The 21,908-nt window shown below is 66.9% G+C and carries 17 protein-coding genes and 5 pseudogenes; 7 read left to right on the top strand and 15 right to left on the bottom strand.

Annotated elements, in window-relative coordinates:
• The first annotated feature begins 2 nt into the window (after positions 1-2).
• From ACCQ13_RS03180 to ACCQ13_RS03170, 3 genes are all read left to right on the top strand, one after another.
• Positions 3-836: an ABC transporter ATP-binding protein gene (locus ACCQ13_RS03180; protein ID WP_104602704.1), complete on the top strand. Its 834-nt coding sequence runs from the start codon at positions 3-5 to the stop codon at positions 834-836.
• Positions 833-1,717: an ABC transporter permease gene (locus ACCQ13_RS03175; protein ID WP_104602705.1), complete on the top strand. Its 885-nt coding sequence runs from the start codon at positions 833-835 to the stop codon at positions 1,715-1,717. Before ACCQ13_RS03180 ends, ACCQ13_RS03175 begins: the two co-directional genes overlap by 4 nt.
• 78 nt (positions 1,718-1,795) lie before the next feature.
• Positions 1,796-2,149 (top strand): DMT family protein, encoded by a 354-nt coding sequence (locus tag ACCQ13_RS03170; RefSeq protein WP_104602706.1) that lies wholly within the window; start codon positions 1,796-1,798, stop codon positions 2,147-2,149.
• 93 nt (positions 2,150-2,242) lie between these two features.
• On the opposite strand, the pseudogene ACCQ13_RS03165 reads toward ACCQ13_RS03170, so the two are convergent.
• The 9 genes and pseudogenes from ACCQ13_RS03165 to ACCQ13_RS03125 all read right to left on the bottom strand — a co-directional run.
• Positions 2,243-2,362 (bottom strand): annotated as a pseudogene (locus ACCQ13_RS03165) (DUF6607 family protein); the annotation flags it as partial.
• A gap of 106 nt (positions 2,363-2,468) precedes the next feature.
• Positions 2,469-2,588: pseudogene (locus ACCQ13_RS03160) on the bottom strand (DUF6607 family protein); the annotation flags it as partial.
• 106 nt (positions 2,589-2,694) lie between these two features.
• Positions 2,695-2,814 (bottom strand): annotated as a pseudogene (locus ACCQ13_RS03155) (DUF6607 family protein); the annotation flags it as partial.
• 106 nt (positions 2,815-2,920) lie between these two features.
• Positions 2,921-3,040 (bottom strand): annotated as a pseudogene (locus tag ACCQ13_RS03150) (DUF6607 family protein); the annotation flags it as partial.
• A gap of 106 nt (positions 3,041-3,146) precedes the next feature.
• Complete coding sequence (locus ACCQ13_RS03145) at positions 3,147-4,076, bottom strand: DUF6607 family protein (protein ID WP_104602707.1); 930 nt, start codon at positions 4,074-4,076, stop codon at positions 3,147-3,149.
• 29 nt (positions 4,077-4,105) lie between these two features.
• Positions 4,106-4,738: a ChuX/HutX family heme-like substrate-binding protein gene (locus ACCQ13_RS03140; protein ID WP_104602708.1), complete on the bottom strand. Its 633-nt coding sequence runs from the start codon at positions 4,736-4,738 to the stop codon at positions 4,106-4,108.
• A gap of 5 nt (positions 4,739-4,743) precedes the next feature.
• Positions 4,744-6,975, bottom strand: a complete 2,232-nt coding sequence (locus ACCQ13_RS03135) for a TonB-dependent hemoglobin/transferrin/lactoferrin family receptor (protein ID WP_104602709.1) — start codon at positions 6,973-6,975, stop codon at positions 4,744-4,746.
• A gap of 298 nt (positions 6,976-7,273) precedes the next feature.
• Positions 7,274-7,471, bottom strand: a complete 198-nt coding sequence (gene hemP / locus ACCQ13_RS03130) for a hemin uptake protein HemP (protein ID WP_104602710.1) — start codon at positions 7,469-7,471, stop codon at positions 7,274-7,276.
• Positions 7,472-7,595: 124 nt separating this feature from the next.
• Positions 7,596-8,579 (bottom strand): potassium channel beta subunit family protein, encoded by a 984-nt coding sequence (locus ACCQ13_RS03125; protein WP_208800456.1) that lies wholly within the window; start codon positions 8,577-8,579, stop codon positions 7,596-7,598.
• A gap of 155 nt (positions 8,580-8,734) precedes the next feature.
• Between ACCQ13_RS03125 and ACCQ13_RS03120 the strand changes: the two genes are divergently transcribed.
• The 3 genes from ACCQ13_RS03120 (at position 8,735) to dusB (ending at position 12,369) form a co-directional block, all read left to right on the top strand.
• Positions 8,735-10,033, top strand: a complete 1,299-nt coding sequence (locus ACCQ13_RS03120) for a NupC/NupG family nucleoside CNT transporter (RefSeq protein ID WP_159406628.1) — start codon at positions 8,735-8,737, stop codon at positions 10,031-10,033.
• A gap of 80 nt (positions 10,034-10,113) precedes the next feature.
• Positions 10,114-11,070, top strand: coding sequence for a ribokinase (locus tag ACCQ13_RS03115; RefSeq protein ID WP_104602712.1), 957 nt, complete (start codon positions 10,114-10,116; stop codon positions 11,068-11,070).
• Between the two features lie 300 nt (positions 11,071-11,370).
• Positions 11,371-12,369, top strand: a complete 999-nt coding sequence (gene dusB / locus ACCQ13_RS03110; RefSeq protein ID WP_104602713.1) for a tRNA dihydrouridine synthase DusB — start codon at positions 11,371-11,373, stop codon at positions 12,367-12,369.
• A gap of 76 nt (positions 12,370-12,445) precedes the next feature.
• Here the strand turns inward: dusB and ACCQ13_RS03105 are convergent, their stop codons facing one another.
• Positions 12,446-13,543: a metal-dependent hydrolase gene (locus ACCQ13_RS03105; protein ID WP_159406626.1), complete on the bottom strand. Its 1,098-nt coding sequence runs from the start codon at positions 13,541-13,543 to the stop codon at positions 12,446-12,448.
• 215 nt (positions 13,544-13,758) lie between these two features.
• Between ACCQ13_RS03105 and metK the strand changes: the two genes are divergently transcribed.
• Entirely contained in the window at positions 13,759-14,970 is a 1,212-nt protein-coding gene (gene metK, locus ACCQ13_RS03100; protein ID WP_159406625.1) for a methionine adenosyltransferase, read from the top strand.
• A gap of 192 nt (positions 14,971-15,162) precedes the next feature.
• On the opposite strand, the gene ACCQ13_RS03095 is transcribed toward metK, so the two are convergent.
• The 5 genes and pseudogenes from ACCQ13_RS03095 to ppc form a co-directional block, all read right to left on the bottom strand.
• Complete coding sequence (locus ACCQ13_RS03095; protein ID WP_372372339.1) at positions 15,163-16,392, bottom strand: histidine-type phosphatase; 1,230 nt, start codon at positions 16,390-16,392, stop codon at positions 15,163-15,165.
• A gap of 85 nt (positions 16,393-16,477) precedes the next feature.
• Positions 16,478-16,784, bottom strand: a pseudogene (locus tag ACCQ13_RS03090) (hypothetical protein); the annotation flags it as partial.
• Positions 16,785-16,805: 21 nt separating this feature from the next.
• Positions 16,806-17,999 (bottom strand): OmpA family protein, encoded by a 1,194-nt coding sequence (locus ACCQ13_RS03085; protein WP_104602716.1) that lies wholly within the window; start codon positions 17,997-17,999, stop codon positions 16,806-16,808.
• A gap of 101 nt (positions 18,000-18,100) precedes the next feature.
• A complete protein-coding gene (locus tag ACCQ13_RS03080; RefSeq protein WP_167526820.1) occupies positions 18,101-18,673 on the bottom strand; it encodes a TetR/AcrR family transcriptional regulator in 573 nt (190 codons plus the stop codon).
• Between the two features lie 80 nt (positions 18,674-18,753).
• Positions 18,754-21,468 (bottom strand): phosphoenolpyruvate carboxylase, encoded by a 2,715-nt coding sequence (gene ppc, locus ACCQ13_RS03075; protein WP_104602718.1) that lies wholly within the window; start codon positions 21,466-21,468, stop codon positions 18,754-18,756.
• Positions 21,469-21,908: the final 440 nt, after the last annotated feature.

Genomic DNA, 21,908 nt, shown 5'->3' with positions numbered 1-21,908 from the left:
CGATGGCCACACCCTTGTTGCAGGTCGATCACGTCAGCCTGGAATACGTCAACGCACAGCGGGTAGTGCGGGCCACCCATCGGGTGCGCTTCGATGTGCATGCAGCCGACCGCTTCGTGCTGCTGGGGCCGTCCGGCTGCGGCAAGTCCACCCTGCTCAAGGCGGTGGCCGGCTTCGTGCCGCCGCGCGAGGGGCAGATCCGCCTGGATGGGCAGGTGGTGACCGGGCCGGGGCCGGACCGGGTGGTGGTGTTCCAGGAATTCGATCAACTCGCGCCCTGGAAGACCGTGCGCGAGAACGTGGTGTTCGGGCTACGCGCAGCGCGCAAGCTCGGCCGCGGCGAAGCCCGCGAGCGGGCAGACGAGAGCCTGGCCCAGGTTGGGCTGAGCGGGTTTGCCGAGGCCTATCCGCACACCTTGTCCGGTGGCATGAAGCAGCGCGTGGCGATCGCGCGCGCACTGGCGATGCGCCCGCGCGTGTTGTTGATGGACGAACCATTCGCCGCACTGGATGCGTTGACCCGCTCGCGCATGCAGGAGCAGATGCTGGAGCTGTGGGAGCAGGCGCGCTTCACCCTGTTGTTCGTCACCCATTCCATCGAGGAAGCATTGGTGGTCGGCAACCGCGTGCTGCTGCTGTCGCCACATCCGGGCCAGGTGCGTGCCGAACTCAATGCGCATGCCTTCGGCCCGCACAGCCCCGGCAGCGTGGCCTTCCAGCAGACGGCGCAGCGCATCCATCGCCTGTTGTTCGACCTGCCTGACGACACGCTGGCCGACGACAAGGTGGCGCCGCTGCGTCGCTCTGCCCCGCTGCAACGCGAGGCGCTGCCATGAGCCGCGCACCCGCCACTGCGCTGCCGCCCGTTCCGCCGGTGCGCCCGGAATACGAGCTGGCGCTGCAGCCGCTGGATCCGGCCCTGCTGACCGCCGCCGCGCCAATCCCCTGGCAGGCGCCGGCGTGGCTGCGCAAGGCCCTGGTGCTGGTGGTGCTGGCGGCGGCGTGGGAAATCGCCGCGCGCGTGGTCGGCGACGACCTGATGCTGCCCAGCGCGGCGCAGACCGCACGCGCGTTCTACGACGGCCTGCTATCGGGCGAGTTGCTGCGCCGGGTGGGCGCCTCGCTGCAGGTACTGGCGCAGGGCTATCTGCTGGGCGTGGTATCGGCGTTCGGGCTGACCGCGGTGGCCGCGTCTACCCGCTGGGGCCGCGATGTCCTGGGCACGCTGACCGCCATGTTCAATCCGCTGCCGGCCATCGCGCTGCTGCCGCTGGCCTTGCTGTGGTTCGGCCTGGGCACCGGCAGCCTGGTGTTCGTGCTGGTGCACTCGGTGCTGTGGCCGCTGGCGCTGACCACCTACGCCGGCTTCCAGGCGGTGCCGGAGACCCTGCGCATGGCCGGGCGCAATTACGGGCTGCGTGGGCCGCGCTACGTGGCACAGCTGCTGATCCCGGCCGCACTGCCGGCGATCCTGTCCGGGCTGAAGATCGGCTGGGCATTCGCTTGGCGCACCCTGATCGCCGCCGAGCTGGTGTTCGGCGCCACCTCCGGCCAGGGTGGGCTGGGCTGGTACATCTTCCAGAACCGCAACGAGCTGTACACCGACCGGGTGTTCGCCGGACTGGCCATGGTGATCGTGCTGGGCCTGCTGGTGGAAGGCGTGGTGTTCCAGGCCATCGAGCGGCTGACCGTGCGCCGCTGGGGCATGCAGCGCTGACAGCAAACGCGGCAGCACGGTCGCGTGCGCTTAACGGGACTGGCTTATGCTGCCGGCCCCTTCTCAGCCGCCGCCGTCATGCCCACTGCCCCCTTCACCGCCTACCTGTACCCGGTGCTGCTGCTGATCGCCAGCAATGTGTTCATGACCTTCGCCTGGTATGGCCACCTGAAGTACAAGAGCACGCCGCTGATGATCGCGATCCTGGTCAGCTGGGGCATTGCCTTCTTCGAATACTGCCTGCAGGTGCCGGGCAACCGCCTGGGTAGCGCGGTGTACTCCGCGCCGCAGCTCAAGGGCATGCAGGAAGTCATCACGTTGCTGGTGTTCGCCGGCTTCTCCACCTTCTACCTGGGCCAGTCGCTGAGGTGGAATCACTGGGCCGCGTTCGGGCTGATCCTGGTAGCGGCGTTCCTGATGTTCAAGGAATAACCGCGCCCTTGTCCGTAGGAGCGCACCAGGGCGCGACCGGCCTTCCCAGGAACGCTTCGTCGCGCCCGGGTGCGCTCCTACGACATCCCGGGGTCAATTCGCTGAGTCGACCCATTGCGCGAATACCGCAGCGATCTGCGCGTCCTTGACCCGCTTGCCTTGTTGTACGCGTTCGGCCTGTTCGAACATCGGCAGGATCATCGCCATGCCGTCGGACAGGCCATCACGGCCGGCTCCCCCGTAGGAGCGCACCAGGGCGCGACGGGCCTTCCCAGAAACGCTTCGTCGCGCCCGGGTGCGCTCCTACGACATCCCGGGGTCAATTCGCTGGGTCGACCCACTTCGCGAACACTGCATCGATCTGCGAGTCTTTGATCCGTTTGCCCTGTTGCACGCGTTCGGCCTGTTCGAACATCGGCAGGATCATCGCCATGCCGTCGGACAGGCCATCACGGCCGGTTCCCCAGTAGGAGCGCACCAGGGCGCGACGGGCCTTCCCAGGAACGCTTCGTCGCGCCCGGGTGCGCTCCTACGACATCCCGGGGTCAATTCGCTGAGTCGACCCATTGCGCGAATACCGCATCGATCTGCGCGTCCTTGACCCGCTTGCCCTGCTGCACGCGTTCGGCCTGTTCGAACATCGGCAGGATCATCGCCATGCCGTCGGACAGGCCATCACGGCCGACTCCCCCGTAGGAGCGCACCAGGGCGCGACGGGCCTTCCCAGGAACGCTTCGTCGCGCCCGGGTGCGCTCCTACGACATCCCGGGGTCAATTCGCTGGGTCGACCCACTTCGCGAACACTGCATCGATCTGCGCGTCTTTGATCCGTTTGCCCTGTTGCACGCGTTCGGCCTGTTCGAACATCGGCAGGATCATCGCCATGCCGTCGGACAGGCCATCACGGCCGGTTCCCCAGTAGGAGCGCACCAGGGCGCGACGGGCCTTCCCAGGAACGCTTCGTCGCGCCCGGGTGCGCTCCTACGACATCCCGGGGTCAATTCGCTGGGTCGACCCATTGCGCGAATACCGCAGCGATCTGCGCGTCCTTGACCCGCTTGCCTTGTTGTACGCGTTCGGCCTGTTCGAACATCGGCAGGATCATCGCCATGCCGTCCGGCTTGGTTTTCAGATGCAGGCCCGGCGGGGTGTCCAGGAACCTCGCCCAACGTGCACGCACCTTGGCCCAATAGCCCTGGGTGCCCTTCCAGTACGCATACGCCGGAGCGAAATCCACCTCGGTGGTCTTGCGGTAATCGTTGAAACCAAACTCGCGCGCGATCGCTTGCTGGGCGCCGTCAGGCTTGCGCAGTACCTTGGTGTTGAACTGTTCGTGGGTCCAGCCACCAGGCGTGAGCGTGTGCCGGTTGATGACCGACAGCGCGTTGTAGTCGCTGCGCTTGGTGTATTCGCGGCGCGGCAACGGACGCCAGCTCAGGTCGCTGGTCCAGGTGGGATGGCCGTCGGCGTAGTCCCAGCGGCCAGTGCCGCAATAGCGCGGCGCATCGCTGACCTCGAACACGCATTGCGTCCACGCACCCTGCGTGGCCGATGCGGGCAACGCACGCACCTGCCAGGTCTGCTCGGCAGTGAATTCGAAGCGCTGGGGCGCTTCGTACACCCAGTCCTGTCGCCAGTGCTTGGTCACATGCTTGGTCTTTTCGTCGACCAGCAAATGCTGCAATACCAGCTTGCGGGGCGAATCCTCCACCACGATGACCACTTCGTTGGCACCGCTGCGCATTGCCGAGGCGCGTTCGTAGCCGGGCTTGAGCAGCACGGTTTCGTCGAAGGCGAAGTCCACCGCGTACTCGCCCTGCATGGCCAGGATGCTCTGGCGATCGCGCTCAGGGTCGGCGGCAGCAACCGCCGACAGCGGCAACAGGGACAACGTGGCGGCAAGACAGCACGGCAACACTCGGTTCATCTCGATTCTCGGTGGTGGTATCAGGAGCATCAGCGGGGCAGCCGCAGCAAGGCAGAGGTCATGGCGGCCGGGTCGCTACCGGCGGTGGCAGGTGAGGCAGCCCGCAGCGCGGCGGCACGCGCGCAACAGCAATCATCCACTACCACGCGTGCGTCGATGCCCTCAGCGTGCGCCAGGCGCGCGGCGACGTCGGCGCCCAGCGCCGAGACCGTGGCCAGGCTGGCCGCCAGCGACGGCGTGCGATCGCTGGCGGCCCGCAGGCGTAGCGCGCTCAATCGCCAGCTTTCGCCGCGCATGCGTCCTGCCAGGCGACGCCACAGGCGCTCGCCGACCCCCAGCCCCTGGGGCTCGATCGACAGCGCCGGCAACCGCGACACCAGCCGATCCCAGTTCAGAAAATCGCTGTCCGGCAGCAGATACAGGCGCCAGCAACATTGTCCGTCGGCATCGAAGAAACAGATGCCCTCGCGGACGCCATCGCTGTCCAGCTGCCGACAGGTGGCCGCCTCGATCGCGTGCTGCCATCCGTCCAGTTCGTTGCCCAGCGCCGGGCGGTACAGGCACAGCACCGTCCCCAGCGCGGCCAGCTGCGCCGGGCGCGGCAGCGTGCTGCCGGTGGCACGCGCGCTCGGTGACAACGACGATGGGCGGGCGATGGACATGGCCGCTACCAGCTCACCGCCAGGCTGACCGAGGCGGTACGCCCGGTAGCGGTGAAGCGGTCCACCACCGTGCTGCCGGCGAGCGTGCCGTTGGGCAGCGCATTCCAGTCCACGTAGCGACGGTCGGCAAGATTGAAGATGCCGGCGGTGACCTTGGCACCAGGGGCGAACTCCCAATGCCCCATCAGATCCAGCGTGGCGTAGCCGGCTGGCGTGTAGTAACTGTCCAGCTGCGGACGGCGCTTGCGCGCGACGAAGGTGCCGATCAGTTCGGCGCCCCATTGCTCGCCGTCGAAGGCCACACCCAGCGTTCCGCGCAGCGGGTCCACCGAATTGAGCGGCGTGCTGTCGGTGAGGTTGTCGCCTTGCGCGTAGGCCACTGCGCTGTTCAACGACCAACCCTGCCAGCCGGCCAGCACGCCCAGGTCGAGCCCGCCGCGCGCTTCGGCCCCCTTGATGACCACATCGGCCACGTTGCGCGACTGGAACACCATGAAGCCATCGGCGTTGACGCCGGCCGGCGCATTGGACTCGATGAAATCGCGGTAGTCGGTGTAGTACAGCGCCAGACCGAGATAGCCCACCGCATCGTTGAAGCGCAGGCCCAACTCGCCGCCGCGGCTGGTCTCGGCCTTCAGATCAGGGTTGGCGATGGCGGTGTAGCGCGACTGCAGATTGGTGAAGCCGATATTGACGTCGTTGTAGGGCGGTGCGCGGAAGCCATGCGCATAATTGGCATATGCCGACCAGGCATCGGAAAAGCGCCACACCGCGCCGAACTTGGGCGAGACCTGGGTTTGATCGATGGTTGCCACCCCCACGCCCGGATTATCTTCGCGGAAGATGTCATCGGGCTGCGGCGACAGGCGGAAATAGTCCACACGCACGCCCGGCGTCAGCGACAGCCGCCCATCCAGCAGGCCGATCTCGTCCTGCGCATACAGGCCAAGCTTCGTGGTCTGGCTCTTGGGAAAATCGCGCACCGGAAACACATCCTGGCCAACCCGGTTGCTGATCGCGCCAGTGGCCAGGTTCAGCGAATAGCCGTCGCGCTTGGCGCGGGTGTCGGTCCAGGTCCCATCCAGCCCATAGGTGATGTCGTGGCGCATCGTATCGGTGGCCACCTGCTTGTGTGCATTGACCAGCAGCCCATACACGCGCTGGTCGAAACTGTGTTCGTTGTGGCGGCGGGTGTTGTTGCCGCGCAACTCGTTGGTGCGTTGCAGGCTTTCGCTGTCCTGGCGATACAGCAGCCATTGCAGGTCGTCGGCCAGTGCGGTATCCAACGCATCCAGCTCGTGCCGCAACGAGACCCGCGCACGGGTCTGGTGATCGCGCCCCTGCTGCGACAACACGCGCAGCGAGGCGGTGGGCGAGCGCGTATCGATACTGCTCAAGGCCTCGATGCTGCCGTAGTCTTCGTTGCCTTCCACGGTGAGCTTGAAGCGCTGCTGCGCGCTCGGCGCATAGACCAGTTTGGTCAACACGCTGCGACCGTCCACGGTTTGTGGATTGGCGGCGGTGCGGGTGAAGTCGCGGCTGCGGTTGTCGCCCTGGTTCTGGGTTTCCTGGCCTTGGCGATGCGCCACCGCCACCAGCCCGCTCCAGCGCTCGCCGCCGAACGCGCCAGTGGCCCCTGCGAACAGGCCATTCCAGTCGCCTTCATAACCGAACTTCAGGCCAACATAGCTGTGTTTGTCGTCGCGCAGATAATCGGCCGGGTCCTTGGTGACGAAAGCCACCACACCGCCCAGGGCGTCGGAGCCATACAACGAACTGGCCGGCCCGCGCACCACTTCCACGCGCTTGAGCGTTTCCAGGTCGACGAAGTTGCGATTGGCATTGAGGTAGCTGCCGAACGCGAAGGTGTCCGACACCGGCACGTTGTCCACCAAAATCGCCACCCGGTTGCCGTCCAGGCCGCGGATGCGGATGCCGTTGGCGCCGGTGAAGCGGCCGTTGGTGCTGGTCACCGCCACCCCGGGCGTATACCGGAACAGGTCCTTGAGTTCGCGCACCAGCTGGTTGTCCAGTTGTTCGCGGTCGATCACATCCACCGTGGCCGGCACATCCACCAGCGCGCGCTGGGTGCGCGTGGCGGTGACTTGCAGACGGTCGAAGTCGTGCACCTCCCGCGCAGCGTCGCCGCCGATATCGGGTTCTGCGGCGTGGACACACAACGGGGCGGCAGGCAGCGCAAGCGACAGCGCGACCACCAGCGGATGCAGGCGAATCATCAAGCAACCTTTGTGGAAGAACCCCCCGGCGGCGCGCACAGCGAACCGGCCGCGCACGGCAACCGAGGGTGGAGAGATGGATGGCGGACGGCGGCGGCAACGCCCGCGGCGAACAGCCGGCGCCCATTCAGAGCGGGCCGGTGGTGCGATTGCAGTGGCTGCGGAACCGTGCCGGCAGCGGCATCGCGCGCAGCGATGCTGGCAGCTTGCTGCGGCGGCCGATGGCAGCCGTGGCGGCGGCGCCCTCTCTACCAGGGCGCAGCGGTTCCCTTCGCTGGGATGACGTGGGGGACGGGAATTACTTGGTCAGGATGAGCTTGTCGTTGCTGGTGTGGCGCAGGCGATAGACGCGATCGCCATGTTGGATCAGCACTTCGCGCCGGCCCTTGAGCAGCGCCTCGCTGCTGATGAGGTCTTCGGCAGGAACCACACGCGGCACAGCGCGGTCGCGCAGGTTGACCGGTTCGGAGCGAAGCAGCACGGGGTGAGCGGTCATGATCGGGATCTCCAGTCAGTTGGCACGACAAATAATAACAATTCTCATTTGATAATCAAGATTCATTCTCATCTTTATTACGCCATTTTTATATCGATATCCGATTTTCTATCAAATCCATCAATCAGCGTGTGACTGCCTCCACTTGCGCCCAGCCGGCAGCGTCCACCTGCTCCAGCACAGCGAGCGCGGCCAGGTTCTCTTCCAGCTGCGCCACCCGGCTGGCCCCGAGGATGACCGTGGACACCAGCGGATTGCGCAGGCACCAGGCGATCGCCAGCGGCGCCGGCGCATGGCCCAGCTCGGCAGCCACCGCGCAGAACGCGCGGGCGCGTTCGAGACGGCGGGATTCCGGCGTGCCCAGCACATCGTCCTGCAGCCAGGCATTGTCGGACTGCCCCAGCCGGCTGTCGGCCGCTACCCCGGCGTTGTACTTGCCGGTCAGCAGGCCGGAGGCCAGCGGCGACCAGATGGTGGTGCCCAGCCCAGCGGCGCACAGCGGCGCATACTCCTGCTCCAGCCGCTGACGGTGCAGCAGGTTGTATTGCGGCTGTTCCATCGACGGCGCATGCAGATGCTCACGCTCGGCGATGGCGATCGCCGCGCGCAGCTGCTCGGCGCTCCACTCGGACGTGCCCCAGTACAGCACCTTGCCCTGGCGGATCAGCGCGTCCATCGCCCGCACGGTTTCCTGGATCGGCGTGTCCGGGTCGGGCCGATGGCAAAAATACAGATCCAGATAGTCCACGCGCAGGCGTTTGAGCGCGGCGTGGCAGGCATCGGTGACATGCTTGCGCGAGAGCCCGCGCTGGGTTGGGCGCGGGCTGTCCACCGCACCGAAGAACACTTTGCTGGACACGCAGTAGCCATCGCGCGGCAGGCGCAGGTCGGCGATCACATCGCCCATCACCTCCTCGGCGCGGCCGCGGGCGTAGACCTCGGCGTTGTCGAAGAAGTTGATGCCGTTGTCCCAGGCGGCGGCGATCAGGTTGCGCGCCTCGCTGCGGCCGATCTGCTTGCCGAAGGTGATCCAGGCCCCGAATGACACGGCCGACAGCTGCAGCCCGGTGGAACCCAGACGACGGTAACGCATGGCGAACTCCTGCATCCTCCGGGGGCACCTGCCCCGGACCGGATTGCGCAGTTTAGCGGTCCGCTCGCCGATGCGAGCCAGTGGCGGCCGTCTGAATGCCGCTCGCCTTGCCCGCCGTCACCCCCTGCTCTACGCTTCCCGTTTTGCAGTCAGCAGCTCCGGGGATTGGGATGGTCGAAGGTTTGGGAAGGATCGGTTTCGGCCTGTTCGGTCTGGCGGTGCTCATCGGCATCACCTGGCTGTTCTCCAGCAACCGCCGCGCCGTGGATTGGAAACTGGTCGGCACCGGCCTGTTGCTGCAGATCTCGTTCGCCTCGCTGGTGCTGTTGGTGCCGGGCGGGCGCGACGTGTTCGACGCGCTGGGCAAAGGCTTCGTGAAGGTGCTGAGCTTCGTCAATGAAGGCTCCACCTTCATTTTCGGCAACCTGATGAACATCGACAGCTACGGCTTCATCTTCGCGTTCCAGGTGCTGCCCACCATCATCTTCTTCTCGGCGCTGATGGGCGTGCTCTACCACCTGGGCGTGATGCAACTGGTGGTACGCGCGATGGCCTGGGCGATCACCAAGGTGATGCGCGTGTCCGGTGCGGAAACCACCAGCGTCTGCGCCAGCGTGTTCATCGGCCAGACCGAGGCGCCGCTGACGGTGCGCCCGTACATTCCCAAGATGACCCAGTCCGAGCTGCTGACGATGATGATCGGCGGCATGGCGCATATCGCCGGCGGCGTGCTGGCCGCCTACGTGGGCATGCTCGGCGGCAGCGATCCGGCCCAGCAGGCCTTCTACGCCAAGCACCTGCTGGCCGCCAGCATCATGGCCGCGCCCGCCACCCTGGTGGTCGCCAAGCTGCTGGTGCCGGAAACCGGCACGCCGCTGACCCGTGGCACGGTCAAGATGGAAGTGGAAAAGACCACCAGCAACATCATCGATGCGGCCGCGGCCGGTGCCGGCGACGGCCTGCGTCTGGCGCTGAACATCGGTGCCATGCTGCTGGCCTTCATTGCGCTGATCGCGCTGATCAACGCACCGCTGACCTGGCTGGGCGAGGTGACCGGCGCGGCGGCGGCGCTGGGCCGGCCAACCAACCTGTCGACGCTCTTCGGCTACCTGCTGGCCCCGGTGGCCTGGGTGATCGGCACGCCGTGGGTGGATGCGACCACGGTGGGCTCGCTGATCGGCCAGAAGGTGGTCATCAACGAATTCGTCGCCTACTCCGAGCTGTCGCAGATCGTGAAGGGCCAGGTCGCCGGTGTCAGCCTGAGCGAGGAAGGCCGGCTGATCGCCACCTATGCCCTGTGCGGCTTTGCCAACTTCAGCTCGATTGCGATCCAGATCGGCGGCATTGGCGGGCTGGCGCCGGAACGGCGTCACGATCTGGCCAAATTCGGCCTGCGCGCGGTGCTCGGTGGTTCGATCGCCACCTTCATGACCGCTACCATCGCTGGCGTACTCTCGCATTTCGGTTGAGGCGGGGCGGGTTCATCGGCGTACCGTTCTAATAGCGGCACGCCACGTGTCATCTCAGTCATTCAAGCAAGCAGGTATTTATGAGTTCGGTCGTGGTTGTCGGGTCTTTCAATGTCGATCACGTTTGGCGTTGCGACGTGCTGCCTGTGCCAGGCGCCACCATTGCCGGTCGCTACAGCACCGGCCCGGGCGGCAAGGGATTCAACCAAGCAGTGGCGGCCGCGCGTGCCGGTGCCAAGACGCATTTTCTGTGCGCGCTGGGCGATGACGCCGGCGGTGCGCTGGCGCGCGCGCTGGCCGCGCATGACGGCTTTGCGTTGATCGCCGAACCCAGCAATGAACCCACCGGCACCGGCGGCATCTATGTCGATGGGCATGGCCGCAACACCATCGTAATCGGTGCCGGCGCCAATGCGGTGCTGAGCCCGGGCTTCATCGACGGCCAGCGCGCGCTGGTCGCCGCGGCCCAGGTGATGCTGGCGCAGCTGGAATCGCCCGCCGAGACGATCGAATCGGCGCTGGCGCTGGCCCGCGAATGCGGTGTACTCACCATCCTCAATGCCGCACCCGCCAACGCGCCCACCTCGATCGGCCTGCTCAAGCTGTCGGACGTGCTGACCCCGAACGAAACCGAATTCGCTGCCCTGCTCGGCCGCCATGTCGGCGAGCGCATCAATGCCGACGATGTGGCCGCGCTGGACGGCAACACGCTGCATTCGCTGTGCCGCAAGCTACTGCCCGGTGGCACCGTGGTAGTGACGCTGGGCGCGGTAGGCGCCTTTATCTCGCATGCCGACGAGCAACTGCGTGGCGATGCCGCCGCGCATTACCGGGTGGGCGCCGACAGCGCGCAGACGGTGGACACCACCGGTGCTGGCGATGCCTTCAACGGTGCGCTGGTGGCCTCGCTGGCGCAGTCGCCCGGCGCAAGCTTCAACACCCACGTACGCTTTGCCACCCGCTACGCGGCGCGCTCCACCGAACTGGAAGGCGCGGCCGTGTCAATGCCGCGCATGGTGCCCGACCTGGCTGTGTAAGTCGCACGCGTCGAAGGCGTGATGCAGCGTCGGGCGCCCATACCCTCATCCGGCGCTAACGCGCCACCTTCTCCCGACGGGAGAAGGAATAGAAGCGGCTCCCCCACCCCGAGGCAGAGTAAGGAATAAAAGCCCCTCCTCCCCCCGGGAGAGGGGTTGGGGTGAGGGTACGGTCAGCCGCCGCCCTCGTTCTATCCAGTCCTACGACCCGCACAGCCATCGCGCAGGACCGAAGGCTGGAAACGCTCTTCCGATTCCCGATTCCCGATTCCCGATTCCCCGCCCGGCTACAATGCCCCCATGCAGATCGGCCCCTACACCATCGCCCCCAAGGTGATCCTCGCGCCCATGGCGGGCGTGACCGACAAGCCGTTCCGGCTGCTGTGCAAACAGCTTGGTGCCGGGCTGGCGGTGTCGGAGATGACCATCTCCGATCCGCGCTTCTGGGGCACGCGCAAGTCGCTGCACCGCATGGACCATGCCGGCGAGCCGGATCCGGTCAGCGTGCAGATCGCCGGGACCGAACCGCAGCAACTGGCTGAAGCGGCGCGCTACAACGTAGACCACGGCGCGCAGCTGATCGACATCAATATGGGCTGCCCGGCCAAGAAGGTATGCAACGCCTGGGCCGGCTCGGCGCTGATGCGCGACGAAGCGCTGGTGGCGCGCATCCTGCGCGCGGTGGTGCAGGCGGTGGAGGTACCGGTGACCTTGAAGATCCGTACCGGCTGGGATTGCGACCACCGCAACGGGCCGGTGATTGCGCGCATCGCGCAGGACTGCGGCATCGCCGCGCTGGCGGTGCACGGGCGCACCCGCGACCAGCACTACAACGGCAGCGCCGAGTACGCCACCATCGCGCAGATCAAGGCCGCGCTGCAGATTCCGGTGATTGCCAACGGCGATATCGATTCGCCGCAGAAGGCCGCGCAGGTATTGCGCGAGACCGGCGTGGATGCGGTGATGATCGGCCGTGCCGCGCAGGGGCGGCCATGGATCTTCGGTGAGGTGGCGCATTACCTGGCCACAGGCAAGACGCTGCCGCCGCCGTCGCTGACCTTCGTGCGCGACACCTTGCTGAGCCATCTGCAAGCACTGCACGCGTTCTACGGGCAACCGCAAGGCGTGCGCATCGCGCGCAAGCATCTGGGCTGGTATGCCAAGGATCACCCGCAAAGCGCAGACTTCCGCAGCGTGGTCAATCGCGCCGACACGCCGCAGGCGCAGCTGGCGCTGACACGCGACTATTTCGATGCGCTGATCGCCGGCGTGGCACCGCCGCTACCGAACGCCGCCTGAGGCGCCCTGGTCGTTGCAACGGCTGCGCAAACGCTACGCACGATGCAGGACAGTGCACGCAGGCGCAGGCGAGCCGCTAGCGGGGCGCGGATGCCGACACCGGTGCGGTGGCCGGGCTGCCGTCGTGTTCCAGATCGCCGGTCAGCGCCTTGCCGGTGGGCGCGTTCCAGATCCGGTGCCACATCTGCGCCAGCACCGCCCGGATCTGGTCGCGGGCCACCGGCGCGCGATACGCGGCCTGGACCTGGCGCGGCACGATCGGTTGCCAGCGTCCATCTGCGCGATGGGCGACCACGAAGTTGAAGTTGTAGTCCGGCTCCAGCCCCATGCGCAGGTCGCTGAGCATCAGGTCGTCGTCCACCAGCCGCGCACGCATGAAGCCGCGGTTGAACCAGGTCAGCCGGCGCACCGAATCGAACGCGGCCACCTCGCCCAGCGCCTGGGTGTTGCTGGAAAACCCGCGGAACTGCATCGGGCCGCTGTCGGCCACCAGCGAGCGCTCGCCGATGACATAGCCATTGGGCGTCATCGCCACCACGCGCCACAGCAGCGTGTTGAACGGCATCGGCACCGAGAAGCGCGGCGCATCGGCCAGGCCCATGGCCGCCAGTGCGTGATCGGCCTGCCGATCGACCAGCTGCTTGGCGATCAGCGACCAGCCCAGATAGGCCGAACTGACCACCAGGCCGAGTACCAACACGCGCTGCGCCAACGGGCGGGTGCGCGCAAACCAGGCGATGCCACAGGCCAGCAGCAGCCACAGCGTATAGCCCGGGTCGATGATGAAGACGCTGGACCACATGGTCGGATGCGGTTGCAACGGCCACCACAGCTGGGTGCCGTACACAGTGAAGGCGTCCAGCAACGGGTGGGTGACCAAGGCCAGCTGTATCGCCCAGAACCAGCGCCTGGGCGCGCCGGCCACGCGCCCATTGCCGTAGCGGCGGAACAGCCACCAGATCAGCCAGCCGAGCAATGGCAGCACGAACAGCGAATGGCTGACGCTGCGGTGCACCGTCATCAGGGTGACCGGGTCGTCGGTGAACGGCAGCAGCGCCAGCGAGTCGAGGTCGGGCAAGGTGCCCAGCGCCGCACCGGCCAGCAGCGCGGCGCGGCGCTGTGTCGGCGGCGCGATGGCGGCAGCGATGGCGCCGCCAAGAACGATCTGGGTCAATGAATCCGTCGGCCGATGCTAGCAGGCCGGGCGCAGATCCATTGACGCGTGATGGTGGACGTTGCGCCGGCACCCGCTTGCACACGCGATCGTCCGCCGTGGCCCGCCGCTGGACTTGCCCCATGCCGTCACGTTCAGGCGCACAATGCAACGGTCACCGTGGCCGTGTATCATCCGCACCCATCTTTTCATCCGAATCAAGGGATATAAGCCTGATGTCCAGCTACCTGTTCACCTCCGAATCGGTCTCCGAAGGCCATCCGGACAAGATCGCCGACCAGATTTCCGACGCCGTGCTCGATTCCATCCTGGCTCAGGACAAGCGCGCCCGCGTGGCCTGCGAAACGATGGTCAAGACCGGCGTGGCGATCGTGGCCGGCGAAGTGACCACCAGCGCCTGGATCGACCTGGAAGCGCTGACCCGCAAGGTGATCCTGGACATCGGCTACAACAGCTCCGACGTCGGCTTCGACGGCGAAACCTGTGGCGTGCTCAACCTGATCGGCAAGCAGTCGCCGGACATCAACCAGGGCGTGGACCGCAAGAAGCCCGAAGAACAAGGCGCTGGCGACCAGGGCCTGATGTTCGGCTATGCCACCAACGAAACCGACAGCTACATGCCGGCGGCGATCCACCTGTCGCACCGCCTGGTCGAGCAGCAGGCCAAGATCCGCAAGAAGAAAAACTCGGCACTGGCCTGGCTGCGTCCGGATGCCAAGTCGCAGGTCACCCTGCGCTATGAAGACGGCGTGGCGACCGCGATCGATGCAGTGGTGCTGTCCACCCAGCACGATCCGGGCGTCAAGCAGAAGGACCTGATCGAAGCGGTGCGCGAGGAAATCCTCAAGCCGGTGCTGCCGGCCAAGTGGCTGCACAAGGGCACCAAGTTCCACATCAACCCGACCGGCAAGTTCGTGATCGGCGGCCCGGTGGGCGATTGCGGCCTGACCGGTCGCAAGATCATCGTCGACACCTACGGCGGCTGGGCCCGTCACGGTGGCGGTGCGTTCTCGGGCAAGGATCCGTCCAAGGTCGACCGTTCGGCCGCCTATGCCGCACGCTACGTGGCCAAGAATGTCGTGGCCGCCGGCCTGGCCGACCGTTGCGAAGTGCAGGTCTCCTACGCCATCGGGGTGGCCGAGCCGACCTCGATTTCGGTCACCACCTTCGGCACCGGCAAGATCGCCGACGAGCAGATCGAAAAGCTGATCCGCAAACACTTCGACCTGCGTCCGTTCGGCATCATCCAGATGCTCGACCTGATCCACCCGATGTACCAGCAGACCGCCTCCTACGGCCACTTCGGCCGCAAGCCGAAGGACTTCAGCTACACCGACGGTGCCGGCGTGCAGCACTCGGCCACCTCGTTCTCGTGGGAAAAGACCGACCGCGCCGATGCCCTGCGCACCGATGCGAAACTGAAGTAAGCCGCGCGCTTTTGAGCGTGAGGCGTAGCAAATGGGCCGCTGATGCGGCCCATTTGCGTTTTCAAGCGGCTGCGCGCGCCCTCATCCGCCCCTGCGGGGCACCTTCTCCCGGTGGGAGAAGGGATCAAGGCCCGCTGGCTGAAGAGCGTTCTGCTTCAAGCAGGACAAACAAGCGACTTCGCCACACCGCCACTACGGATCCAGCTTCAGCCGCGTCTCCAGCGCCTGCACGAACGCCGGCAGCGGGCATGCCATGCGCTGCTCGGGCGCGCAGAGATCCAGCGCTAGCTCCTGTTGCAGCGGCGGATGGTCCAGATCCAGCGGCGCCAGCGTGCGCAGTTGATCCAGCGATTGCGCCAGATAGCGTGCACGCACGACACGCGTCCCGTCGGCCTGACGCCACAGGCCCAGCAACAGTGCCCCGCCCGGCGGTGGGTCGTCGGCACCGTAGCCGGGCAAGTGGAAGTGCACGCCGAGCAGGCTGCTCAACGCGGCGATATGCGTGTCGCTGCCGACAAACACCGACAGCCTGGGCGCCTGGGCATCGTCAAACCGCTGCAGCACCTCGCGCGCCAGCGGCGCACCCGAGCGCGAAGCCATGTAGTGCGGTCGTGCATAGATATCGAACAACAAGGCATGCAGCCGCGAGACCTGCGCCAGGCGCTCAGGTGTGGCGCGGCCCCAACCAACCTGCGACAACGGCAGGCCTTCGGCGTATTGCAGCAGCAACACCTCGCCAGTGCCCGAGGTCAGATCGATTGGCCCCGCCAGCGCCAGGCCCCGCCCATTGGTGGAAGGCGCCATTGAGGAGGGCATGCGTGCGAAATCGCACGGCGTGCGTGTGCAGCTAAGAATGTGCTGCATCGCCTGCAATTCAGCCGCATGTCCAGCCAACAACGCCGCCGGCCCCCCGGTCTGTTGCATGATGTAGGCAACGGCGGCAGTGCCATCGAATGGCAGTGCGCCGGCTTCGATCGGCCGGAACAGCGGATCGTTGCGACCGGCCTGGAGATGCCCGGCGACAATGCCGCAGCCGGGCGCCAGCGCCTCGGCAAGCAAGCTGCCGCTGTCGATGGTGCGCTGATCGGTATTGGCCCATACCGCCACGCTGCCCGGGGCCGGACACCCCCCGCGCGGCAACACGCCCTGCTGCGCCAGCCACTGACGTAGGTAGGCACCGCTGCGCTGCACGCCAACGCGCCCATGCGGAGTGAGCAGGCGGGCGGGCGTGGACCACTGCGGCCACGGCGCATCGGCATAATCCGCTGCAGCAGCCTCGCCCTGCAGCGGGGCGCGCACACCGTGCCGGAATACCACGACCACCCGCTCCAGTTGTGGGGACTGCAGTACCGCAGGCGCAGCCGGCCCGCGCGGCGCGCAACCGAGCAGCAACACCGTGCACACCCCCAGCGCTGTGATCATCCAGCCGGTGCAATACCCTGCTTTCGACCGCTGCCAAGCGCCTGCCCGCGATGCAGGCGACGCGACCCGGATCACCTCGCTGCAGTCATCGCCTGCACTGCCCTGCTTGCGGCCCTGCTCCACCGCTGCCACCTGCCCAGAACACATACTTTGCGGTCACCCGACTGGTCATGCCCGAATCAACATTATCGAACAATGGCATCGGTATTGTGACCGACGTGCGCCCAATCGCTGTGCTGCCTGGTCAGGTTGGCGACCGATGGATCCACGCGGGTGATCGGCTTGATCCACAGGGTGTCCCAACGGGCACCTTGATTGAGAGAGTCGTACACCGACATGTACGTCCGCGAAGCCTTCCTCCCTGAGTGCATTGCACGACATCGAGGTGACCACCGCCTGCGTGCGATGGCGCGCTACGTCCGCAAGAAGATCTCCACGCGCCGATTGAGCTGCCGCCCACCGGGGTTGTCCTGCCCATTGACGGTATTGGGCGCCACCGGCTGCGATTCGCCATAGCCCTTCGCGCCTGCCGCCTGCGCGGCACCGCGCGTGCGTAACGCCGCCAGCACCGCGTTGGCGCGGCGTTCGGACAGCGCCTGGTTGTAGGCGTCCTCGCCCTTGGCATCGGTATGCCCGCGCACCTCCATCTCCGTGGCCGTCACCTTGCCGAGCGCGCTGGCCAGGGTATCGAGCACGCGCGCGGCGTCGGGGCGGATGTCGGACTTGTCGAAGTCGAACAGGATGCGGTCGTTCAAGGTGATGAGGTAGCCGCAGGGCGCACCGGGCGGGGCGAACTTCTGCAGCGGCGGGAAACGGCCGGCCGGTGGCACCTTCGGCAACGGCGGCATGCGCACCTCACGCGGCGGCGTGCCAACCGTGCCGGTGCCATCGCCACGGTTCTGCACCAGGCCATCGGGACCGTTCCAGCTGCCCGAGCCATCGGCATTGATGGTGACCAGCCCACGCGGCCCGTTCCAGGTGCCGCTGCCGTCGCCACGATTGTCGATCAACCCGCTCTTGTCGCTGTTCCAGGTGCCGGCGCCCTTGCCATCCAGGCTAATCAGGCCGGCCGGACCGTTGTAGGTGCCGCCCCCATTGGCCTGCACATCGATCAGCGCGCCCCCCTGCCCGGTCGCGTTGATGGTGCCGCTGCCGTCGGCATTGACGTTGACCAGGCCGCCGTCGAAGTTGGCGGTGCCGCTGCCGTCGGCCTTGAGATTGAACAGACCGCCAGCGCCATTGCGCAGCAGGTTGCCGTTGGCATCGATGCTGGTGATGCCGGCATCGTTGATGAGCGTGCCGCCATCGCCGCAGCGTGCCGGGGCCACGCTGACGCCTTCGACGGGGTCGAGGATCTGTTGCAACGAGGCCTCCAGCGCACGCTGGGCGGGCGTCACGCCGACGATATCCGGGACAACGATGGTGGGGATGGCGGGAAATTCCGGCACGGCTGCGTGTTCCGCTGCGGCGGCCTCTGGCGTCGGTGGCGCGGCCTGCGTTGCCGCTGGCGCGGCAGTGCCGGCGCCCGCCGCTTCCTTCGGCCCTTCGCTGCGGCCGCAGCCTATCAGCATCAATGGCACCCACAGCATAGCCGACAGCTTGCGCATCGCCTCTCCCTCATTAGATTGGATCGTGTACACGACCGGCCTGATACCACGAGCATGGTAAATAACCTGCTAACCAGGGATGAGGGTGCGGGCGCTGCGCCTCAGCGCGTGCCGCCTTCCGGCACCTGCATGCCCAATGCGTGCATCAGCAGATCCGCCGAGCGATGGGCAAGCCGCTTGCGTTCGGACTCATCGTTGCCGCGCAGGCAACTGCCCAGCATGCCGATCACCAGCAGCAGTTGTTCATCATCGACGTCCGCCCGGCACAGGCCGGCATCGCGGGCGCGGTGGACGAACGGCAGGAAGATCGCCACCACGCGCCGGTCGGCGGCTTCCACCGCCGGGTGCGCGCGTTCGATCGAGCGCCAGAAGTCCACCAGCGGCGCCGACTGGGCGATGTGCTCGGCCACGTCGTGCAGCAGCACGGCCAATCCATCCGGGCGGTGGATCAGGTCGGCCGCCAGCCGCTCCAGGCCGTCCAGCCCGCGCGCCATCAGCGCGGTCATCAGGGCAAGCCGGTCAGGGAAGTTGCGGTACAAGGTGGCGCGACCCAGGCCGGCACGCTCCACCACCAGTTCCAACGGGGCGTTGACGCCGCGTTCGCTGAACACTTCGTCGGCGGCATCGAGAAGCTGCCGACGGCGCAGCGCGGCATCGGGGCGGGAGGTCATCATGCTGGCATTGTCGGACATGTTTGTCCGACAATGCCAGAGCCCGCTTGCCGATTCTGCGCATGCGCCGACCAACGGTCGGATCAGCCAGTGTTCTGTACCCCTTGCGAGACCCCGTTGACGCAGGCGACCAGCGCGCGCAGCAATTCCTCGTCTTGCCCATCGGTGGCCCGCCAGCGCTGCAGCAGGTCCACCTGCAGCACGCTGATCGGGTCGATGTATGGGTTGCGCAGGCGGATCGACAAGGCCAGCCGTGGGTCGTGCTGCAACAGCGACCGCTGCTGCAGCAGCGCCTTGACCCAGCCCTTGGTCAGCGCCAGCTCGTCGCGGATCTGCGGGAAGAACTGCGTGTGCAGATCGCCCGACAAGCGCGAGAACAACTCGGCGATATTCAGATCGCCCTTGGACAGCACCATCGCCACATCGTCCAGGAAGGTGCGGAAGAACGGCCAGTCCTGGGCCATCTCGCGCAAGGTGTCTTCATGCCCCGCCGCCACCGCAGCCTGCAGCCCGCTGCCCACGCCATACCAGCCCGGAATCACCGCACGCGCCTGGCTCCAGGCGAACACCCACGGAATCGCGCGCAGGTTCGACAACGCGGCGTCCTGGCCCAGCCGGCGCGCCGGGCGCGAGCCCAGCGTCATGCGTTCGATCACATCGATCGGCGTGGCCAGGCGGAAGTACTGCATGAAGTCCGGCGCACCGACGAAGGCGCGGTAGGCCAGCGTGCTGCGTTCGGCGACCAGATCCATCACCGGCCGCCAGCGCTCCTCGCGCGGTTCCGGCGCACGCGGGCGCAGGCTGGACAACAGCACAGCGCCAGTCATCTGTTCCAGCGAGCGCAGCGCCAACGCACGGATGCCGTACTTGCGGTGGATCACCTCGCCCTGCTCGGTGACACGCAGGCGGCCATCCACGCTGCCGCGCGGGGCCGCATCCAGCGCGCGGCTGGTCTTGCCGCCACCACGCGCGATCGAGCCGCCGCGGCCGTGGAAGAAGGTCAACCGCACGCCCAGATCGGCAGCGGCTTCCAGCAATTCCACCTGCGCGCGTTGCAGGCCCCAGCGCGAGGCGGCAATGCCACCATCCTTGCCGCTGTCCGAATAGCCCAGCATCACCATCTGGGTGTCGCCGCGCGCGGCCAGATGCTGGCGGTACACCGGGTCGGCCAGCAGGTCCTGCACGGTGCCGGTACCGCCACGCAGGTCGTCCACGGTTTCGAACAGCGGCACGATGTCCAGCGGCACCGCACCGGCGGCGTCGACCAGCCCGCCGCGGCGCGCCAGCGCCAGCACGGTGAGCACGTCGGCGCGGTTGTGCGCCATCGAGATGATGTAGCTGCCCAGCGCATCGGCGCCGTGGCGCGTGCGGGCATCGGCAAGCGCGGCAAACACCGCGTCCAGCCGCGCATTGCCCTCGTCGTCCACGCGCGGCAGCGCCTGTTCGCCGGCGGCATACGGGCCGAGCACGGCGGCGCGTTGCTTGGCGTCCTGCCCCTCCCAGTCGCCCTGCCCCACTGCATCGGCCACCGCGCGCGCATGCACGCTCGATTCCTGGCGCACATCCAGCCGCGCCAGATGAAACCCGAAGCTGCGCACGCGCCACAACAACCGGCGCACCGCGAACCAGCCGGCGTGCAAGCCCTTGTTGACCTGCAGGCTGTCGAGGATCAGCTGCAGGTCGTGTTCGAGTTCGGACGGTGCGGCGTAGGCGCCGTCGGCATCGTCCAGCGTGGCCTGCAGGCGTGCACGCATCAGGTCGTTGAGCAGGCGATACGGCATGTCGCCGTGGCGCGGGCGCGAACGCGCAGCGGCTTCCGGCAGCAGCGCGCGGTAGCGTTCCAGCTGCGCGGTGAGTGCGGGGCTGACCTGCACCAGCGTGGTCGACTGGCTGAGCAGGCTGGCCAGTTGCCAGAGTTCCTTCTGGTAGCGGTCCAGCACCGCGCGGCGCTGCGCATCCAGGGTGCCGGCGATGGTGGCAGCATCCACGTTGGGATTGCCGTCCATGTCCCCGCCCACCCAGGTGCCGAAGCGCAACAGGCGCGGCAGCGGCGGCACGCTGCCGTAGGTTTCGGCGATGGCGTGTTCCAGGGTTTCGTACATCACCGGGATGACGCGGTAGAGCACCTGGGTGAGGTAGAAGCCCACATGCTCACGCTCGTCGTCCACGGTGGGCCGCACCGGCGAGGAATCGGCGGTCTGCCAGGAGGCGGTCAAGGCCATGCGGAAGCGCGCCGCATCGCTGGCGCGCTCGTTGGGCGTGCGCATGCCGTCCAGGTTGTCGACCAGGCTGGCGACCATCAGCTGCTCTTTTTCCAGCAGCGCGCGGCGCACCGCCTCGGTGGGATGCGCGGTGAACACCGGCTCCACATCGATGCGCGGCAGCCAGTGGCTGAGTTCGTCCAGGGTCACGCCCTGCGCCTTGAGCCGGCGCAAGGCATCGTGCAGGCCATCGGGCTGCGGCGTGTCGGTGCCGCTACGCTGGTACTCGCGGCGGCGGCGGATGCGGTGCACGCGCTCGGCGATGTTGACCACCTGGAAATACGTGCTGAAGGCACGCACCAGCGCCTCGGCATCGCGTGGTGCGCGCCCGGTGAGTTGTTCGCTCAGCGTGGAAGGCGGCGCATCGCTCTCGCGGCGCGAAATGGCGGTGGTCCGGACGCGTTCGATTTCGTCGAGGAATTCCGCAGACACCTGCTCGGCGAGCAGGTCGCCGACCAGCGCACCAAGCCGGCGAACATCGTCGCGCAAGGGCAGATCGGGGGGAGCGAACACAAGACTGCTGCGGTACTCATTCATCGGAAACGCACACCCTCTTCCAGCGCAAAGTCGTCGAAGACTAACCCAAAAGGATTAGGGGGTTGCGCTGCACAAGACGGTTTCAGAGTGAACCATTCCGTGCCAGTCCTACTTGCGTTCGTAGCCACCATCAAATCCGTTGCGCTCCGCGTAGGAGCGCACCTGGGCGCGACAAGGCTCTACCGGCAAAGCTCCATCGCGCCCGGGTGCGCTCCTACGTACGATGCGTTGATCCGACGTGCTGTCGCACGCCCTTCGATCATCGCCTGGATGGCGTTGCAGCCTGTGCAGAAGGATCGCCAATGAAATCCGTCGCCCGATGCGTAGGAGCGCACCTGGGCGCGACGAGGCTTTATCGGCAAAGCTCCATCGCGCCCGGGTGCACTCCTACGTACGATGCGTTGATCCGACGTGCTGTCGCACGCCCTTCGATCATCGCC

It is taken from the genome of Xanthomonas sp. NCPPB 1638, from assembly GCF_041475635.2.
GTDB classification, from domain to species: domain Bacteria; phylum Pseudomonadota; class Gammaproteobacteria; order Xanthomonadales; family Xanthomonadaceae; genus Xanthomonas; species Xanthomonas cucurbitae.
Note: the sequence above shows the minus strand (reverse complement) of the source record. Positions and strands in the feature narration are given on the sequence as shown.